Origin of the sequence: Rhodoluna sp. (genome assembly GCF_044232805.1) — a bacterium.
Classification (GTDB): Bacteria; Actinomycetota; Actinomycetes; order Actinomycetales; family Microbacteriaceae; genus Rhodoluna.
On record NZ_JBIILG010000027.1, the window covers coordinates 1 to 14,920 of the forward strand.

The 14,920-nt window shown below is 51.0% G+C and carries 13 protein-coding genes and 1 pseudogene; 3 read left to right on the forward strand and 11 right to left on the reverse strand.

Annotation, left to right across the window (positions count from 1 at the left end; translation table 11 throughout):
• The first annotated feature begins 25 nt into the window (after positions 1 to 25).
• The gene (locus tag AC9UES_RS04700; protein ID WP_509527138.1) at positions 26 to 559 is read left to right on the forward strand and encodes a hypothetical protein; all 534 of its coding nucleotides are present in this window, start codon (positions 26 to 28) and stop codon (positions 557 to 559) included.
• Here the strand turns inward: AC9UES_RS04700 and iolD are convergent.
• From iolD to AC9UES_RS04730, 6 genes are read right to left on the reverse strand one after another with little or no spacing between them, the layout of a single operon-like run.
• Positions 556 to 2,406: a 3D-(3,5/4)-trihydroxycyclohexane-1,2-dione acylhydrolase (decyclizing) gene (iolD, locus tag AC9UES_RS04705; protein ID WP_509527139.1), complete on the reverse strand. Its 1,851-nt coding sequence runs from the start codon at positions 2,404 to 2,406 to the stop codon at positions 556 to 558. The genes AC9UES_RS04700 and iolD overlap by 4 nt on opposite strands.
• Positions 2,407 to 3,582 carry a Gfo/Idh/MocA family protein gene (locus AC9UES_RS04710; RefSeq protein WP_509527140.1) on the reverse strand — a complete coding sequence of 392 codons (1,176 nt, stop codon included), beginning with the start codon at positions 3,580 to 3,582 and terminating at the stop codon, positions 2,407 to 2,409.
• Positions 3,583 to 3,585: 3 nt separating this feature from the next.
• A complete protein-coding gene (gene iolB, locus AC9UES_RS04715; RefSeq protein ID WP_509527141.1) occupies positions 3,586 to 4,473 on the reverse strand; it encodes a 5-deoxy-glucuronate isomerase in 888 nt (295 codons plus the stop codon).
• The gene (locus AC9UES_RS04720; RefSeq protein WP_509527142.1) at positions 4,473 to 5,378 is read right to left on the reverse strand and encodes a Cgl0159 family (beta/alpha)8-fold protein; all 906 of its coding nucleotides are present in this window, start codon (positions 5,376 to 5,378) and stop codon (positions 4,473 to 4,475) included. Before AC9UES_RS04720 ends, iolB begins: the two co-directional genes overlap by 1 nt.
• Positions 5,375 to 6,307 carry a 5-dehydro-2-deoxygluconokinase gene (gene iolC, locus AC9UES_RS04725; protein ID WP_509527143.1) on the reverse strand — a complete coding sequence of 311 codons (933 nt, stop codon included), beginning with the start codon at positions 6,305 to 6,307 and terminating at the stop codon, positions 5,375 to 5,377. Before iolC ends, AC9UES_RS04720 begins: the two co-directional genes overlap by 4 nt.
• 22 nt (positions 6,308 to 6,329) lie before the next feature.
• Entirely contained in the window at positions 6,330 to 7,232 is a 903-nt protein-coding gene (locus tag AC9UES_RS04730) for a TIM barrel protein (protein WP_509527144.1), read from the reverse strand.
• An 88-nt stretch (positions 7,233 to 7,320) separates the two neighbouring features.
• Between AC9UES_RS04730 and AC9UES_RS04735 the strand changes: the two genes are divergently transcribed.
• Positions 7,321 to 8,313 carry a Gfo/Idh/MocA family protein gene (locus AC9UES_RS04735; protein ID WP_509527145.1) on the forward strand — a complete coding sequence of 331 codons (993 nt, stop codon included), beginning with the start codon at positions 7,321 to 7,323 and terminating at the stop codon, positions 8,311 to 8,313.
• 5 nt (positions 8,314 to 8,318) lie between these two features.
• Positions 8,319 to 9,317 (forward strand): LacI family DNA-binding transcriptional regulator, encoded by a 999-nt coding sequence (locus tag AC9UES_RS04740; protein ID WP_509527146.1) that lies wholly within the window; start codon positions 8,319 to 8,321, stop codon positions 9,315 to 9,317.
• Here AC9UES_RS04740 and AC9UES_RS04745 read toward each other — a convergent pair.
• The 5 genes and pseudogenes from AC9UES_RS04745 to AC9UES_RS04765 form a co-directional block, all read right to left on the reverse strand.
• Entirely contained in the window at positions 9,314 to 11,209 is a 1,896-nt protein-coding gene (locus AC9UES_RS04745) for an acetoacetate--CoA ligase (RefSeq protein ID WP_509527147.1), read from the reverse strand. The two genes, AC9UES_RS04740 and AC9UES_RS04745, sit on opposite strands and share 4 nt — an antisense overlap.
• Before the next feature lie 50 nt (positions 11,210 to 11,259).
• Entirely contained in the window at positions 11,260 to 12,285 is a 1,026-nt protein-coding gene (ilvC, locus tag AC9UES_RS04750) for a ketol-acid reductoisomerase (protein WP_509527148.1), read from the reverse strand.
• A gap of 57 nt (positions 12,286 to 12,342) precedes the next feature.
• Positions 12,343 to 12,849 carry an acetolactate synthase small subunit gene (gene ilvN, locus AC9UES_RS04755; RefSeq protein ID WP_509527149.1) on the reverse strand — a complete coding sequence of 169 codons (507 nt, stop codon included), beginning with the start codon at positions 12,847 to 12,849 and terminating at the stop codon, positions 12,343 to 12,345.
• Positions 12,850 to 12,851: 2 nt separating this feature from the next.
• Positions 12,852 to 14,600, reverse strand: coding sequence for an acetolactate synthase large subunit (locus AC9UES_RS04760; protein ID WP_509527150.1), 1,749 nt, complete (start codon positions 14,598 to 14,600; stop codon positions 12,852 to 12,854).
• An 84-nt stretch (positions 14,601 to 14,684) separates the two neighbouring features.
• A pseudogene (locus tag AC9UES_RS04765) lies at positions 14,685 to 14,920 on the reverse strand (dihydroxy-acid dehydratase); the annotation flags it as partial.

Below are 14,920 nucleotides of genomic sequence, written 5' to 3' on the forward strand. Positions count from 1 at the left end.
AGACGTGGCACCTTAGAATTCACACATGCCTTCAAACCCCAACCAGCTAATCGAGCTAAAGATAGCTGGCCGCTACCGGATGATTCCGGTGTGGGCTACAAAGCTCTCTTTTGAGGTTAGACCGGGACTCAAGTTTGATGCCAGAGCCTGGAAGTTGTGGAAGCCATCTTTATTGTTATTAAACGAGATATCTAAGGCTGAAAAGATAAAGGTTGACTGGGTAAGAATTCACTCTCACTTTGGTCTCAAGGGAGACATTCCCCACGCCATGGGTTGGTGGGATCACGAGCAAAAGGCCATGTTTCTTTGTCATTTTGACAAAGAAACCTTGCTTCATGAGCTTGGCCATGCACTGACCTCTGGCTATCACGGAGACCCTTGGGCTAAGGCAACAGCGAGACTGTATAAGAAGTATCTAAAAGGCAAAATGCTCAAAGACGCCATGATCCAGTTGGCTCATTACCTGTCTGGAAGACGGGTATACAAAGCTCTCTATGGTGAGAGAGCTCCTAAGGCACCTGAGTTGCAGAGCCTATGGAAAGGTTTGAAGCCTAACTAAACGCCAGGCCTCTGATCCTTTAGACCCTTATCCATCTTTGCTCTAGCTGCAGTGACCTGTGATCTTTCAGAAACCTCAGGAACACCAACTTGCCAGAAAGCTCCGCCTTCTGTGAAGTCGGCAGCTCTTACCTTGGTGACAATAACTGCTGTTCTATCGGCAGCTCTTGCCTTGACCAGTGCTTCGGAGAATTCTCCAAGGGTTGTTACCTCGAAGGTAACTGCTCCCATGGATTCAGCGTGAGCTTTGAAGTTCACTCGGATATCAGATCCAGTTCCAACTGAATCTTTGAGCATGTTGTTATAGGAAGCTCCACCTTGGCTAACTTGTAATCTTTCGATAACGGCGTAGCCCTCGTTGTCGCAGACCACGAGGATCATTTTGTGTCCAGACAACAAAGACGCGTAGATATCTGAGTTCATCATCAAATATGAACCGTCTCCAACCATCGAATAGACCTCATGGTTTGGCCTTGCCATAGCTGCTCCCCAGGCGCCAGAGATCTCGTAGCCCATGCAAGAAAAGCCATACTCGCAGTCAAAGGTGGCAACTCCCTTGCTCATCCAGTTGATGTTTAGCTCTCCTGGCAATCCGCCAGCTGCAGTCAAGATGTAATCCTCGTTTGTTGCTGACTCGTGAACTAGCCCAACAAGTTGGGCGTAGCTAGGTGGCCAAACTCCATCGTCGGCAGTTCTACCATCGACAAAGGCCTGCAGGTCTCCCCTTAGTTCGCGAGATTTCTTAGTCCAAGATTCCTCTGCGCTCCAGCCAGCTAGTTCTGCCGTTAGATCTTTCAGGCTTTCTCTGGCATCGCCAACGAGCGGCAGCGACTGGTGCTTTATTGCATCAAAGCGTGCCGCGTTGATGCCAACGAACTTGGTTTCAGGATCAAATAGTGTCCAGGAGCCAGTAGTAAAGTCTTCCAGTCTGGTTCCAACCGCTAGAACTACATCTGCACCGCTTACTACCTTGTTAGCAGCTTCGGCACCGGTAACGCCAAGGGGTCCTGAATACAAAGGATGGCTAGCAACAAGAGAGGACTTACCAGCAACTGTCTCTACTACCGGAATGCCAAACTTCTGCGCAAAGTCAGCCAGTTCTTTTTCTGCTCTGGAGTAGTGAACTCCACCACCAGCGATAATTACTGGTTTCTTGGCCGAGCGAATGAGCTTGGCAGCTTCTGCAAGCTGACCTAGATCTGGTCTTGGTCTTGCGATCTCGTGAATTTTGGTTTCAAAGAATGCAACCGGGTAGTCATACGCCTCTGCGGTTACGTCCTGAGGCAATCCAATAAATACCGGTCCACAGTCCGCCGGGTCCAACATAGTTGAGATGGCTTGTGGCAGAGAGGAAAGAACCTGAGCTGGGTGAGTAATTCTGTCCCAGAACCTTGTTACTGGTTTGAATGAGTCATTTACCGTGACGCTCGGCATGCCAAAGTGCTCAACCTGCTGCAGCACTGGATCAGGAAGACGTGATGTGAAGGTATCTCCTGCGATAAACAAAACAGGAAGTCGGTTAGCCATGGCAACACCGGCAGCTGTCACCATGTTGGTGGCTCCTGGTCCAACCGATGAGGTAGCGACAAGGATCTGCTGGCGGCGGCTTGCTTTAGCAAAAGCCGCTGCAGCAAGGCCCATGCCTTGCTCGTTTTGGCCTCGGTAAGTTGGCAGTTCATCGCGGTGCATCTCTAGGGCGTGACCCAAGCTGGTTACGTTTCCGTGACCGAAGATGCCCATGACACCAGGAAACAGTGGGACGTTCTTACCATCAACCATGATGCGCTGAGCAATTAGGTATCTAACTATTGCTTCAGCAGTAGTTATTCTGACTGTCTTGATTGCCAATTAGCTTGCCTTTCCTAGGTCTTTGACGCTCTCCCAGGTTCTGGAGGTCCAGGAATCAATCAGGGCCTGCTGAACACTAACTACGTCAACTGCCTCTTTGAAGCTTGGGCTAAAAGGCTTACCTGTTGCCATTGATTCCAAGAAGGAATAGTCCTCAATGGCAACAAAGTCCTCCAGGCCAATCGAGTTGGCCTGTCCTGGAACGAAGTTAGCGTGGAATGGGAACCGATCTCCTCCGTATATAGTGGTGTATCCAGAACTTAGGTCATCAGTTAGCTTGTAGTACTGCATCTCATTTAGCTTCTCTAGGTTCCAGCTAAGTGCTCCCTTGGTTCCATAAACCTCAAAGGCGTTCTGGCTTTCAGGACCAACAACAGTTCGGCTTACCTCAAATGTTCCAGTTGCTCCGTTTTTGAATCTGCAAAGCATCGAAGCGAAGTCTTCGTTTTCAACGTCTCCCTTTGGATCTTCTGGCTTGCCTCGGCCGTAGTGACCTGCGGCACCTGTTGCTATTGGTCGCTTTTTGATTGTGGTGTTTTCCATACCGATTACTTCGGTGATGTCGCCAATTAGGAACTGCGCCATCGAAACCGAGTGACTCAGGATGTCGCTAGTGACACCGTAACCAGCCTGATCCATGAGGAAGCGCCAGGTTAGAAGACCCATCTCGTCGCTTCCATACATCGAGAAGAACCGGCCGCGGTAGTGAGTGATCTCACCTAGCTCACCAGAGGCAATTAGGTTCTTAGCGTGCAGAACTAATGGCGCCCAAAGGTAGTTATAACCAACACCGGTTGCAACCCCAGCTTTCTTAGCTGCCTGGAAGGCAGCTACTGTTTGCTCTGGCTTTCCTCCAATTGGCTTTTCGCTAAAGACTGCTTTGCCTGCAGCGGTAGCTGCCTCAATCATTGGTACGTGCAGCATGTTTGGAGCGGTTACCCAAACAGCGTCAACATCTGGAGAGTTGATGGCATCTTGCCAGTTCTCCACTGAGCGTTCGAAGCCAAAGTCGTTGACAGCGCGGTCACGTCTTGATGCCTCAGTATCTGCACAAACTACTAGCTTTGGGTCGAATGATCTCTTTGGGAAAAGGGAAGGGATTCGGAGCATGGATCTGGAGTGAGCCTCACCCATCCAGCCAAGGCCTAGGACGGCTATACCAATACGTTGGTTCATGATTTATCTCTTTCTTGGGGTGGCGGAGGTCCAAGGAAGTCTTGGATCTTGGGTTTGGGTTTTCCAGTTCTCGCGAATCCAGTGCTTATCTGGGTCATCGCAAAAAGCCATGGTGCGTTCTTCTGCAGGGCCGGCAAGAACGTTCAGGAAATACATGGGGTATTCCGGGGTGGCGCTAGTTGGGCCGTGGTATCCCTCGGGAACAACGTAGAGATCACCGTCTTTGATGGTTAGAGTTTCGTCGACAGAACCGGAAACTGTATACATGTGAAACAGGCCAACACCCTCTTTATCTCCGTGAGGCAATTCGTTTTTGCCGATGCGGAAATAATAAATCTCTTCGTTGTTGGCCACGCAGCCATCGATTCCATCGTGGCGGTGTGGTGGCCAAGAAGACACATTGCCTCCTGGGGTTATTACTTCACAGACGCTGATCTTGTGAGCTGCGTGGAAAGAATCTGGCGTTGCGTAATTGGTGACCTGCCTAGAAGCAGACCCTGCACCTCTTACTTCCACCACAACATCACTAGCTTTGGTGTAAACCACGGGGAATACTTCGGTAGCTCGTGCGGTGCAGATGGCTACCTCGCCACTAGCGCCACTAAGAGTTATCTTTGATCCAACCGGTGCGTAGATCCAGTCGGAAACTTGAGCGAAGACACCCTCGCGACCAGCAAGAGTGAACTCTTCACCGTTTACAGTGACGGTGACATCTCTTGCGGATAGTGAAAGAATCACTCCCTCTTCACCCGATAGCTCAGTGCTATAAGTTTTTCCGGGAGCTAGCGTTGCTACCTGCAACCCGCTGTATTGCCAGCCGGCTTGCTCTGGAGAAATAGAAACTTCGGTTGTTGCGGTAGCCAAGCTACCGTTCGGGTAGTACCAGCTCATTAGTTTCCTCCAGCGGGGGTTGGTCGAACCACTTGCCCAGCACGTCTAACAGCACTCTCGGAATCTCCGTTTACTGGATACAGCAAGGATCTTCCTGCAACCAAACCTCGAACGTTTGGCTCTTTCATGCCTGCGATCCAGCGGTTGAAAAGCTCGTCTGGGTTGCCATCCGGTTCTCCGCCAAGCATCAAAACTGGAAGCGTGGTTGCAGCGGCAACTTCAGACATCCGGGTAGTAGCTGGAACCTTGAGCCAAGAGTAAGCGGAGCTAGAACCAAGGCCAGAGGCTATGGCTACTACCTTGATAAGAGCCTCGTCCGAGTTGTCCAGAATGGCCATGCCTTCAGCGGACTTCTTATATGGCAGCGGCTCAATCATGGCCATTAGCTTTCGATCAGCTAGCTGGGTAGTTAGCGCTGCCACGGTTTCGATAGTTCTGGCTACCGACGGGTCGTTGTAATCAATTCTTATAAGTGTCTTGCCACCGTCGAGTCCCATGGACTCGATGTGGTCGGCGTCATAAGAAGTGAGCCTGTCATCTAGTTCCCACTTGGCCCCAATGATGCCGCCGCGGTTCATGGTGCCAATAGCTAACTTGTTGTCTAGTGCTCCAAGAAAAGCAAGCTCTTCCAAGATATCCGCGCTAGCAAGCACTCCATCTACTTCAGGCAAGGCAAGACACCTGGTAAGTCGATCCAACAGGGTATACCTATCGGACATGGCAATTGGGTCTAGACCCAAAGAAATCTTTCCGCGAGCGGTGTGGTCGGCGGCAAGAATTAACAAGTTGCCGTCTTTGGTTTTTTGTTTTCTGCGGCGGCGGCCAACTAGGGCTTTCTGTAATGATGCCGGTTCGAAAACACGGGCATCAAGCAGCCCTTGGTATTTGGTTCTATCTAGACTCATGAGGCACCTTCCAAAATCAAATCTAGCTCGCTAAGAGATGGCATTGCATCTGCGCAGGTAAGCCTGGTTGAAACCAGGGCTCCAGCTGCGTTAGAAAAGCGTCCCATTTGCTCTAAGCCCCAGCCTTGTAGAATTCCGTAGCAAAGCGCTCCCCCAAAAGCATCGCCTGCGCCAAGGCCGCAGACAACTTCAACTGGGGTGGGTGCAATTCGAACTCGCTCTGAAGAAGTTGCTAGCAGCACGCCATCTGCTCCTAGCTTGATAACCGCAAGCTTTACACCTAACGCCAAGAGGGCATCGGCCGCTTCGTTTTCATCTTTGCTGCCTAGAGCAACTTCGCACTCCTGCAAATTGCCGACCACGATTGTTGCAAGTGCAATAGATTCTTGGGCCTTGGCTCTAGCTGCTTCTTTGCTTGCCCAAAGAGTTGCTCGGTAGTCAAGATCGACGATGGTGTGCTGGGAAGGGTCTCTTAGTTTCATCCAAGAAAGCGCTGCCTCGGCGGTTGTCCCAACCGCGAGGGCGCTTTGGCTGATCCAAAGGATCTGCACCTCTTTTATGGCACTTTCTGGGATGTCGGATGAGCTCAATGTGGTGTCTGGAGCCTGGTTTCGGTAGAAGGCGATGGTTGGAGTTTCCGGTGGGGTTAGGGCCGCAAAGGCAAGCGGGGTCTGGGATCCAGGCTGGGTGAAGACGTAGTCGGTAGCTACCCCGAAGCCAGACAATTTGTTTCGGACATACTCTCCGAAACCGTCCTCGCCAACCTTGGTGGCGAGGGCTGCCTTTAGGCCAAGCCTTGCCGCGGCAACCGCCACATTGGTTGGTGAGCCACCGATTGATTTTTGAAAGGTCTGCTGGCCCTCGAAACCGATGTTTGCTTCCTGAGCGTAAAGATCAACACTCACCCGACCAACGCTCAGAATATCCATTTTGATTACTTATTCTTCGCTGTTAGTTCTTAGCCAAAGTTGGAGCAACAACGTCAGTCAAGTAGTCAAGAGAAGTCTTGACATCTTCAACCGGTCCTTCACCTTCTGCTGGCATGCCAGCAGTAATTGCGGTGTCTTGCTCGATGACGTACCAACCCTGGTAGCCCTGGCCTTCAAGAGTTTGGATGACACCCTTGATGTCAACGTCACCTTGGCCAAGTGAAGTAAAGAGTCCTGCTTGGGTGGCGTTCATCAAAGTTACTTCGCGGCTCATGACTTTCGGAACCATCGATAGGTTGACGTCTTTGAGGTGAACGTGACCAACACGATCAAAAGCGTCTTTAGCAAATTCAACGGGGTCTTGGCCACCGATTGCCATGTGTCCGGTGTCAAGACACCAGCGCACGTCGCAAGAATCCAATACACGGTGCATATCGTCTCTGGTTTCAACCAGAGTCTGCACGTGAGGGTGTAGAACTTGATCTAGTCCGTGCTCTCCACAGATGTCGTCGATAACTCTAAACATCTCGGTCATGTGAGTTTTTTCAGAATCTGAAAGTTCTCTCGGGTTGGACCAGTCCCAGTCCTGCACAACAGCCGAAACAAACTTGGTGGCTCCCGCACGTTGGAAAACTTTTGCTGTGGCGGTTGCGCTTTCGATGGTTGCCTGACGTGCTGACTTGTCGTGCAGAACAACAGGTGTGAAGCCGCCAAGAAGCTTTAGCCCAAAGCTATCTAGCTTGTCGTAAACGCCCTGTGGGTCATCGGGCAAAAAACCCGGTGCTCCAAGTTCGGTAGCGGTAAGGCCTAGGCCTCTCATCTCGCCAAGAACACGATCGGTAGGAAGCATCGCTCCCCAGCCTGGAACCTCGCAGATACCCCAAGAAATCGGGGCCGAAGCCACACGGGAAAGAAAGTTGGACAATTTGGTTCCTTTCGTTGGAGCGTTCCAAAAATTATGGCAGACTAGGGGCAGTTTAGCAATTCAGGTCCTAATTAGAAGGCGGTCAGACATGAAAGTTCTAGTTATTGGTGCAGGGCGTATGGGCGCCATCCGGGTCGAAGACCTGGTCGCCGACAAACGGGTAACCCAAGTCCTTATTGCGAACCGCAACGAGCAAACGGGTAAAGAACTAGCCGATCGCTTCGGGGCAAGTGTCCTTCCCTGGTCAGCAATCGAAACCGCTGAGGTTGATGCAGTTGTGGTTGCCGTTGGGACCAGCGCCCACCAAGAAGTGTTGGAAATGGTTGCCCCTAAGTCTTTGGCAATCCTTTGCGAAAAGCCAATTGCGCCAACAATTTCTGGAACCTTAGAGGCAATTGAACTTGTTGAGAAGAATGGCTCTTCTTTGCAGATTGGTTTCCAGCGCAGATTCGATGAGCCAATCAAAGCTATGCAGCAAAAGGTAGCGAACGGTGAAGTTGGAACAATCTACGCTCTGAACATGACAGCCCATGACAAGACTCCAAGCGAGAAAGCATTCATGGCAGGTAGTGGTGGAATTTTCCGCGACATGCATGTGCACGACTTTGATCTAGTTCGCTGGATCACAGGTAGCGAAGTTGAAAGCGTTTACGCCACTAAGGCTGTTCGCTATCAGATGGATTACAAGGAATTCGATGACGCGGACGTCACTGCAATAAACATCAAAACCGTAAACGGTGTTCAAGTTGTCATTACCGGAACCAGGCACGGAGCACTTGGCCACGATGTTCGCATGGAAGTCTTTGGTTCCAAAGATGCGCTATCTGCAGGACTAAACACCAGAACCCCGCTACATGATCTCGAAGGTCAACTCGAGCTAAAAATTAACCCCTACGGCGGCTTTGTGGACCGCTTTAGAGATGCCTTCAGAAACGAAACCGGTAGCTTTGTTTCTTTTGCCCTAGGTGAAATTGAAAACCCTTGCCCGCCAGATTCAGCACTAGAGAGCCTCCGCATTGCAGTTGCTTGCGAGCAGTCAATTGCCACTGGTACTGCAGTTATGGTCAAGGACGTCAGCTAAGACACATGTCTAGCTCCAGGCCTACTATTTTGGACGTTGCCGCCAAATCCGGCATGTCCAAGTCCTTGGTTTCGCTGGCTCTTTCTGGCTCCCCCAAAGTAAGCGACGACAGCAAGAAAAAGATCCTGAAGGCCGCCAAAGAGCTGGGCTATCGCCCCAATGCGGCGGCCAGGAGCCTGGCCGCCAGGCGAAGTAAGACCTTGGGGGTCTTGATACTTGACCTACACAACCCGGTCTCCGCAGAGATTTGGGACGGGGTCCAGTCTGAGCTTCGCGAGTATGGCTATAGCTTGATGCTGGTTACTGGCGGTGATGATCCACTTCTTGAGAAGACCGAGATCGATACCCTGCTGCAGTTCCAGATCGAAGGGCTGATCCTTATTTCTCACCGCCTAAGCGCTGAAGACCTAAGGGAAATTGCAGCTGAGGTGCCAACCGTTACCGTCACCCGAGAAGACATCGCCGTATCTCAGATGGACACCGTATGCAATGACGACGTCGCTGGAGCTCAGCTAGCTGTTGATCACCTGGTAGGTCTTGGACACACAAAGATTGTTTGTCTCTCAGGTGGCGATAACCCGGTTTCTATATTGAGATCCGAGGGTTACAGCCAAGCTATGAGACGTCACGGGCTAGAGAATCACACACAGGTTGTTGCCGGTGGTCTTACGGATACCGCTGGCTACGCAGCCGCCAAGAAAGCTCTCGAGCTCAAGCCAACCGCACTGGTGGTTGCTAACGACTTTGCTGCGGTTGGTGCAATTGCCGCAATTGAAGAATCCGGTCTTCAGGTTCCAGAAGATATATCCGTTGTTGGTTATGACGGAATTCGCCTTGGTGGATTACGAAGTGTGAACCTAACTTCGGTAGCACAACCACTTGCAGAACTTGGCAAGCTAGCGGCAAAAAGAATCATCGAGCGAATTGAGAAACCAAACTCCAAGTCTCAGCAGATTAGAGTTACCTCTGAGCTTGTGGTTCGTGGAACCACCCGAGCTATCTAGCTAGCGGGGTTTTGCTTAGTCCAGGTTCGAAAGAACTCTAAGCTTTCTGGGTTCGCCAGAGTTGAGCTATCTCTTTCGGGCTTAGCGGAAACAATGTCTGAAACCGCAAGCTCGTTGAGCTTGCCATTCCTGGTTCTTGGTAGATCTGGCGCTTTAGCAATCACATCCGGCACATGCCTCGGGCTAGCTTGGCTTCTCAGGGTGGAACGGATTTCTTGTTCAAGATCTGCCGTTAGCTCACCTTCGCAAACCACAAACAAGACAACTTTGGTGTCATTACCTGCCGGTTGGGCTACCGCTAGTGCCCCCGTGATCCCCTTTATCGTCAGCACAACCCGATAAATCTCAGCGGTTCCGATCCGAACTCCCTTGGAGTTCAAGGTGGCATCTAGCCTTCCCAGGATTTCAAAGCCGCCTGTTGCAGTTATTCTGGCGTGATCGCCGTGAGCCCAGATGCCTTCGAAGCGGTCAAAGTAAGCTGCTTGGATTTTGCTGCGGTTATCGTCTCCCCAGAATCCAAGTGGGACAGTTGGGAAAGGTGTTCGGCAAACCAGTTCGCCGTCTTCTAGTGGATCAGCTTCTGTGCCATCGGCTCTAAGAACAACTACATCCAGACCAAGAGCTGGACCTTGGATTTCACCGCGTGGGACTTTCTCGGTTGGCACACCAAGCACCAAGCAGCCACAAAGATCTGTTCCACCGGCAATTGACACCACCGAGACTTCACTTCCAACGGATTCCTCAACCCAATCAAAACCAGAGGCTGCAAGCGGAGACCCGGTTGAGGCAATGGTGCGTAAGCTACCCAGCTGGTATTTGTCTTTTGGATTTAGACCTTGCTGGCGCCAAACATCAATTAGGGCAGCTGAGACTCCAAGGAAGCTGAGCTTCTCGTCGCTGGTTATTTGCCAAAGCCGCTCAATGTCGGGATGACCTGGGCTGCCATCCACAAGCACAATAGTTGCACCACGACCTAAACCAAAGACTAGCCAGTTCCACATCATCCAGCCACACGTGGTTGAGTAAAGCACTCGACCCGATTCATTGATATCCATGTGATAGCCCTGCTCGGATAGGACCTTCAATAAAACTCCTGCCGCAGAGTGAATAATGCACTTTGGCTTTCCAGTTGTTCCACTCGAAAACAAGATAAATCCTGGATGATCAAAGCCAAATAGCTCTGGCGAGAATTCTGCTCCGCGGTGGGGAGCTAGCCAAGCTTCAAAGTTGTCTTTGCCCTCTGCCCCAACAACCACCAGGGTCTTCACGGTTGGTAGTTCTTTTACTACCTGCTTCAATTTGTCCAGCAGGGAGTGTTGCTTACCACCATAGGAGTAAGTGGAGGCGGAAAGTAGCAACACGGGTTCAATCTGACCGAAGCGATCTACCAGTGCAGCGGGTCCAAAGTCTGTGGAGGCGGTGCTGACTACCGCACCAATCGAGAGAGCTCCAAGTGCAAAGATCACGCTCTCGACAGAGTTGGTCATCCAGGCAGCCACCCGGTCGTTTTGCTTTACGCCTGAAGCTTTCAAAGCAGCAGCACATGCTGCAACTTCTTGCATTAGCTGACCGCGGGTAAGAGAAACCTTTGGCCCAGCTTCTGAGTAAGCAACTAAGACTTCTTTGTTTGGATCCCCTGCCAACAGGGTGTTGACAACATTCAAGCGTGCTTCTGGGAACCATTTAGTGTTTGCAAAGCCAGATCCTGAAAACTCAACGCTTCCGCTATCGCCGACAATGCCCAGATCTTGCCAAGCCTGAGCCCAGAATTTTCCTGGGTTGGCTACCGACCAGCTGTGTAGGTCGCGAAAATTCTCGCAGCCAGCTTTTTCGATCAGGGTTTGCATCAACACCCGTTCAGCGTAGCCCGAATACTTACCCAGTTCCAACAAAGCAAAAACCCCCGCCGAGGGCGAGGGTTTTTCTAAAAGCTAAGAACGAGTTATCTAGCGGCCTTACCTTCTTCGTAGTCGTCGGAGTTTTTGAGCCAAGAAAATAGCTTTCTTAGCTTTCTTCCAACTTCTTCGATTGGGTGAGCTTCGCCCTTGGCACGTAGCGCTAGGAACTCTGGGCCTCCAGCATCCTGGTCGGCAACGAATCTCTTAGCAAAAGTTCCATCCTGGATGTCGGTTAGAACTTCTTTCATGCGAACTTTTACCTCTGGTCCAATAACGCGTGGTCCTGAGATGTAATCGCCATACTCAGCGGTATCTGAAACGCTCCAGCGCTGCTTGGCGATTCCACCTTCATACATCAGATCAACAATGAGCTTTAGTTCGTGAAGAACCTCAAAGTAAGCAACCTCTGGCTGGTAACCAGCTTCAGTCAATGTCTCGAAACCATACTGAACCAGCTGGGATGCTCCACCGCAAAGTACGGCTTGCTCACCGAATAGGTCAGTCTCGGCTTCTTCGGCGAAGGTGGTCTTGATGGTTCCAGCACGGGTGCCACCAATTGCCTTGGAGTAACTTAGCGCTAGCTCCATTGCCTTACCGCTGGCGTCTTGCTCAACGGCCACTAGGTTTGGTACTCCTCGGCCATCTACATATTCGCGACGAACGATATGTCCAGGACCCTTTGGTGCAACAAGGAAAACATCGATGCCAGCTGCTGGCTTGATGTATCCAAAGCGAATAGCGAAACCGTGACCAAAAACAAGTGCGTTACCTTCTTGAAGGTTTGGCGCGATTGACTCGGTATATAGATCGCGCTGTTTTGGATCTGGCGCCAAAATAACAATTACATCCGCCCACTTCGCGGCCTCAGCTGTGGTCAATACCTTGAGACCCTGCTCTTCGGCCTTGGCCTTGGACTTAGAGCCTTCTTTTAAACCAACAACGACATCTACGCCTGAGTCTTTTAGGTTCAGTGAGTGAGCGTGACCTTGGGAACCAAAGCCAATAACGGCAACTTTGCGTCCCTGGATGATTGCTAGATCGGCATCCTTGTCGTAAAAGATCTCTGCCATTTTTCTCTCCTTGTTTTTAGTTGAAACTTTGGTTGGGTACTACCTGGAAACTCTGTCTTACCTAGAAACTTTGTCGCTAATTGCCTTGGAGCCTCGGCCCATGGCCAAGATGCCCGACTGAACAAGCTCTTTTACTCCAAATGGCTCTAGCACCTTGATAAACGCTTGGCACTTGGAGGAGTCTCCGGTGATTTCAATAATCAAAGTATCCGATACTACGTCGATTACTCTCGCGCGGAACAGATCCGCTGCTTCCAATACTTGCGAGCGGTTACTGGCATCGGTTTTTACCTTCACCAAGATGTGATCACGCTGAACGGCTAGATCTGGCTCAAGCTCGACAACCTTGATTACGTTTATCAGCTTATTTAGCTGCTTTGTTACCTGCTCTAGAGCGTGGCCTTCGACTTGGACCACCACGGTAATCCTGGAAAGTCCCTCTACTTCGCTGGTTCCTACCGCTAGGGATTCAATATTGAAGCCACGTCTTGCGAAAAGCCCCGCTACGCGGGTAAGTAGTCCTGGCTTGTCTTCAACCAGAAGCGAGAGCACATGTCTAGACATCTTTACTCCTCACCGTCCCAAACTGGTGCTGCGTCCTTGGCGAACTGAACCTCGTCGTTGGAAAGTCCTGCTGGAACCATCGGCCAAACCATGGCGTCTTTACCAACCACAAAATCAATAACCACCGGGCGGTCATTGGTTTCAATAGCCAGCTTGATGGCGGCGTCAACGTCTTCTTTCTTTTCTACCCTGATGCCAAGGCAGCCATAGGCGTCAGCTAGCTTTACAAAATCAGGAATCATCAAAGAATCTGAGCCGGTGTGCAAATCTGTGTTGGAGTAGCGGCTGTTGTAAAACAGTGACTGCCACTGCCGAACCATTCCAAGAGAAGAGTTATTGATAATTGCAACCTTGATTGGAATTTTGTTGATGGTGCAGGTGGCAAGTTCTTGGTTGGTCATCTGGAAACAGCCATCGCCATCGATAGCCCAAACAAGGCGCTCAGGTTGCGCGACCTTGGCACCCATTGCCGCAGGAACCGAGTAACCCATGGTTCCGGCTCCGCCGGAATTGAGCCAGCTGTTTGGTCTTTCATATTTGATGAATTGAGCAGACCACATCTGGTGCTGACCAACACCGGCAGCAAAGACAGCCTCGGGTCCTGAGATCTCACCAATACGCTGGATTACATACTGCGGTGACAGCATGCCATCTTCTGGCTCGGTGTATCCAAGTGGGTAACGAGTTCTTAGGCCCTCAATGAACTTCCACCACTCGGCTAGATCTGGCTTCTTGTTTCTTTGCTCTAGCTCGGCGTTTAGCTCAGCTAGAACCTCTTTTAGATCTCCAACAATAGGCACATCAGCAAAGCGGATCTTGCCGATCTCGGCTGGGTCAATGTCGATGTGAATAACCTTGGCTTCTCTTGCAAAGCTCTTCACGTCTCCGGTGACTCGGTCGTCGAATCGGGCGCCAAGAGTAATAAGTAGGTCTGATTTCTGAAGAGCGGTAACCGCAGGAACAGTTCCGTGCATGCCCGGCATACCAAGGTTTTGCGGGTGAGAATCAGGCAGTGCTCCCCTGGCCATAAGAGTTGTGACGGCTGGAGCACCAGTCAAAGCAGCAATCTTTAGAAGCTCTGGGCTAGCGCCCGAGCGGATGCTTCCGCCACCGATGTATAGCACTGGCTTTTTAGAAGAAAGGATTAGGTCAGCCGCAGCGGCAACTTGCTTGCCGCGCGCCTTGGTTACTGGGTTATATCCAGGAAGGTCAATTTTTGGTGGCCAAGAAAAATCAAACTTTTGGTTTTGCGCATCTTTGGCTACGTCAACAAGAACTGGTCCAGGTCTTCCGGTAGTTGCAATTTGAATTGCAGCTGCAATCACGCCTGGGATATCTTCAGCTTTGGTAACTAGGTAGCTGTGTTTGGTAATTGGCATTGTTATTCCAACAATGTCCGCCTCTTGGAAAGCGTCGGTTCCAATATGGGTAGACGCGACCTGACCGGTTATTGCAAGAAGTGGAACAGAGTCCATGTATGCATCAGCGATTGCGGTAACTAGGTTGGTAGCTCCCGGGCCTGAGGTTGCAATGCAAACGCCAAGCTTTCCAGAAGCAGATGCGTAGCCTTCGGCGGCGTGTCCGGCACCTTGTTCGTGGCGAACAAGGATATGGCGAATTTTCTTGGAGTCCATAAGTGGATCATAGGTAGGCAAGATGGCGCCACCTGGAAGACCAAAAATAGTGTCCACGCCAAGCAGCTCTAGCGAGCGCACTATTGCTTGGGCTCCTGAAAGAACCTCAGTTGGCATTTGAACACATCCCTTATTGCTTATCTCGTTGTCGCTTCTCTACTTGAGCTAACTGCTCCCATATAGAAGTGGTTGGAACCGCGATTATCCGCAGTAGGCACCTTCCGAGGAAGAATGCACTAACTTGAGGTATTTCGCGAGAACTCCCTTGGTATAGCGTGGCGGAAGAGGCGCCCAGTTCTTGCGGCGCTTATCCAGCTCTTGCGCATCAACGAGTAGTTCCAGCGAGCGAGCTGCGATGTCGACTCGAATCAAGTCTCCATCGCGAACCAGAGCAATTGGGCCACCATCGGCCGCCTCTGGAGCAATATGTCCGATAC

What these genes read in the sequence shown, in the direction of transcription:
- AC9UES_RS04700 (WP_509527138.1), top strand. Translation starts at nt 26, where the DNA reads ATGCCTTCAAACCCCAACCAGCTAATCGAGCTAAAGATAGCTGGCCGC.
- AC9UES_RS04710 (WP_509527140.1), bottom strand. Translation starts at nt 3,582, where the DNA reads ATGAACCAACGTATTGGTATAGCCGTCCTAGGCCTTGGCTGGATGGGT.
- iolB (WP_509527141.1), bottom strand. Translation starts at nt 4,473, where the DNA reads ATGAGCTGGTACTACCCGAACGGTAGCTTGGCTACCGCAACAACCGAA.
- AC9UES_RS04720 (WP_509527142.1), bottom strand. Translation starts at nt 5,378, where the DNA reads ATGAGTCTAGATAGAACCAAATACCAAGGGCTGCTTGATGCCCGTGTT.
- iolC (WP_509527143.1), bottom strand. Translation starts at nt 6,307, where the DNA reads ATGGATATTCTGAGCGTTGGTCGGGTGAGTGTTGATCTTTACGCTCAG.
- AC9UES_RS04735 (WP_509527145.1), top strand. Translation starts at nt 7,321, where the DNA reads ATGAAAGTTCTAGTTATTGGTGCAGGGCGTATGGGCGCCATCCGGGTC.
- AC9UES_RS04740 (WP_509527146.1), top strand. Translation starts at nt 8,319, where the DNA reads ATGTCTAGCTCCAGGCCTACTATTTTGGACGTTGCCGCCAAATCCGGC.
- ilvC (WP_509527148.1), bottom strand. Translation starts at nt 12,285, where the DNA reads ATGGCAGAGATCTTTTACGACAAGGATGCCGATCTAGCAATCATCCAG.
- ilvN (WP_509527149.1), bottom strand. Translation starts at nt 12,849, where the DNA reads ATGTCTAGACATGTGCTCTCGCTTCTGGTTGAAGACAAGCCAGGACTA.
- AC9UES_RS04760 (WP_509527150.1), bottom strand. Translation starts at nt 14,600, where the DNA reads ATGCCAACTGAGGTTCTTTCAGGAGCCCAAGCAATAGTGCGCTCGCTA.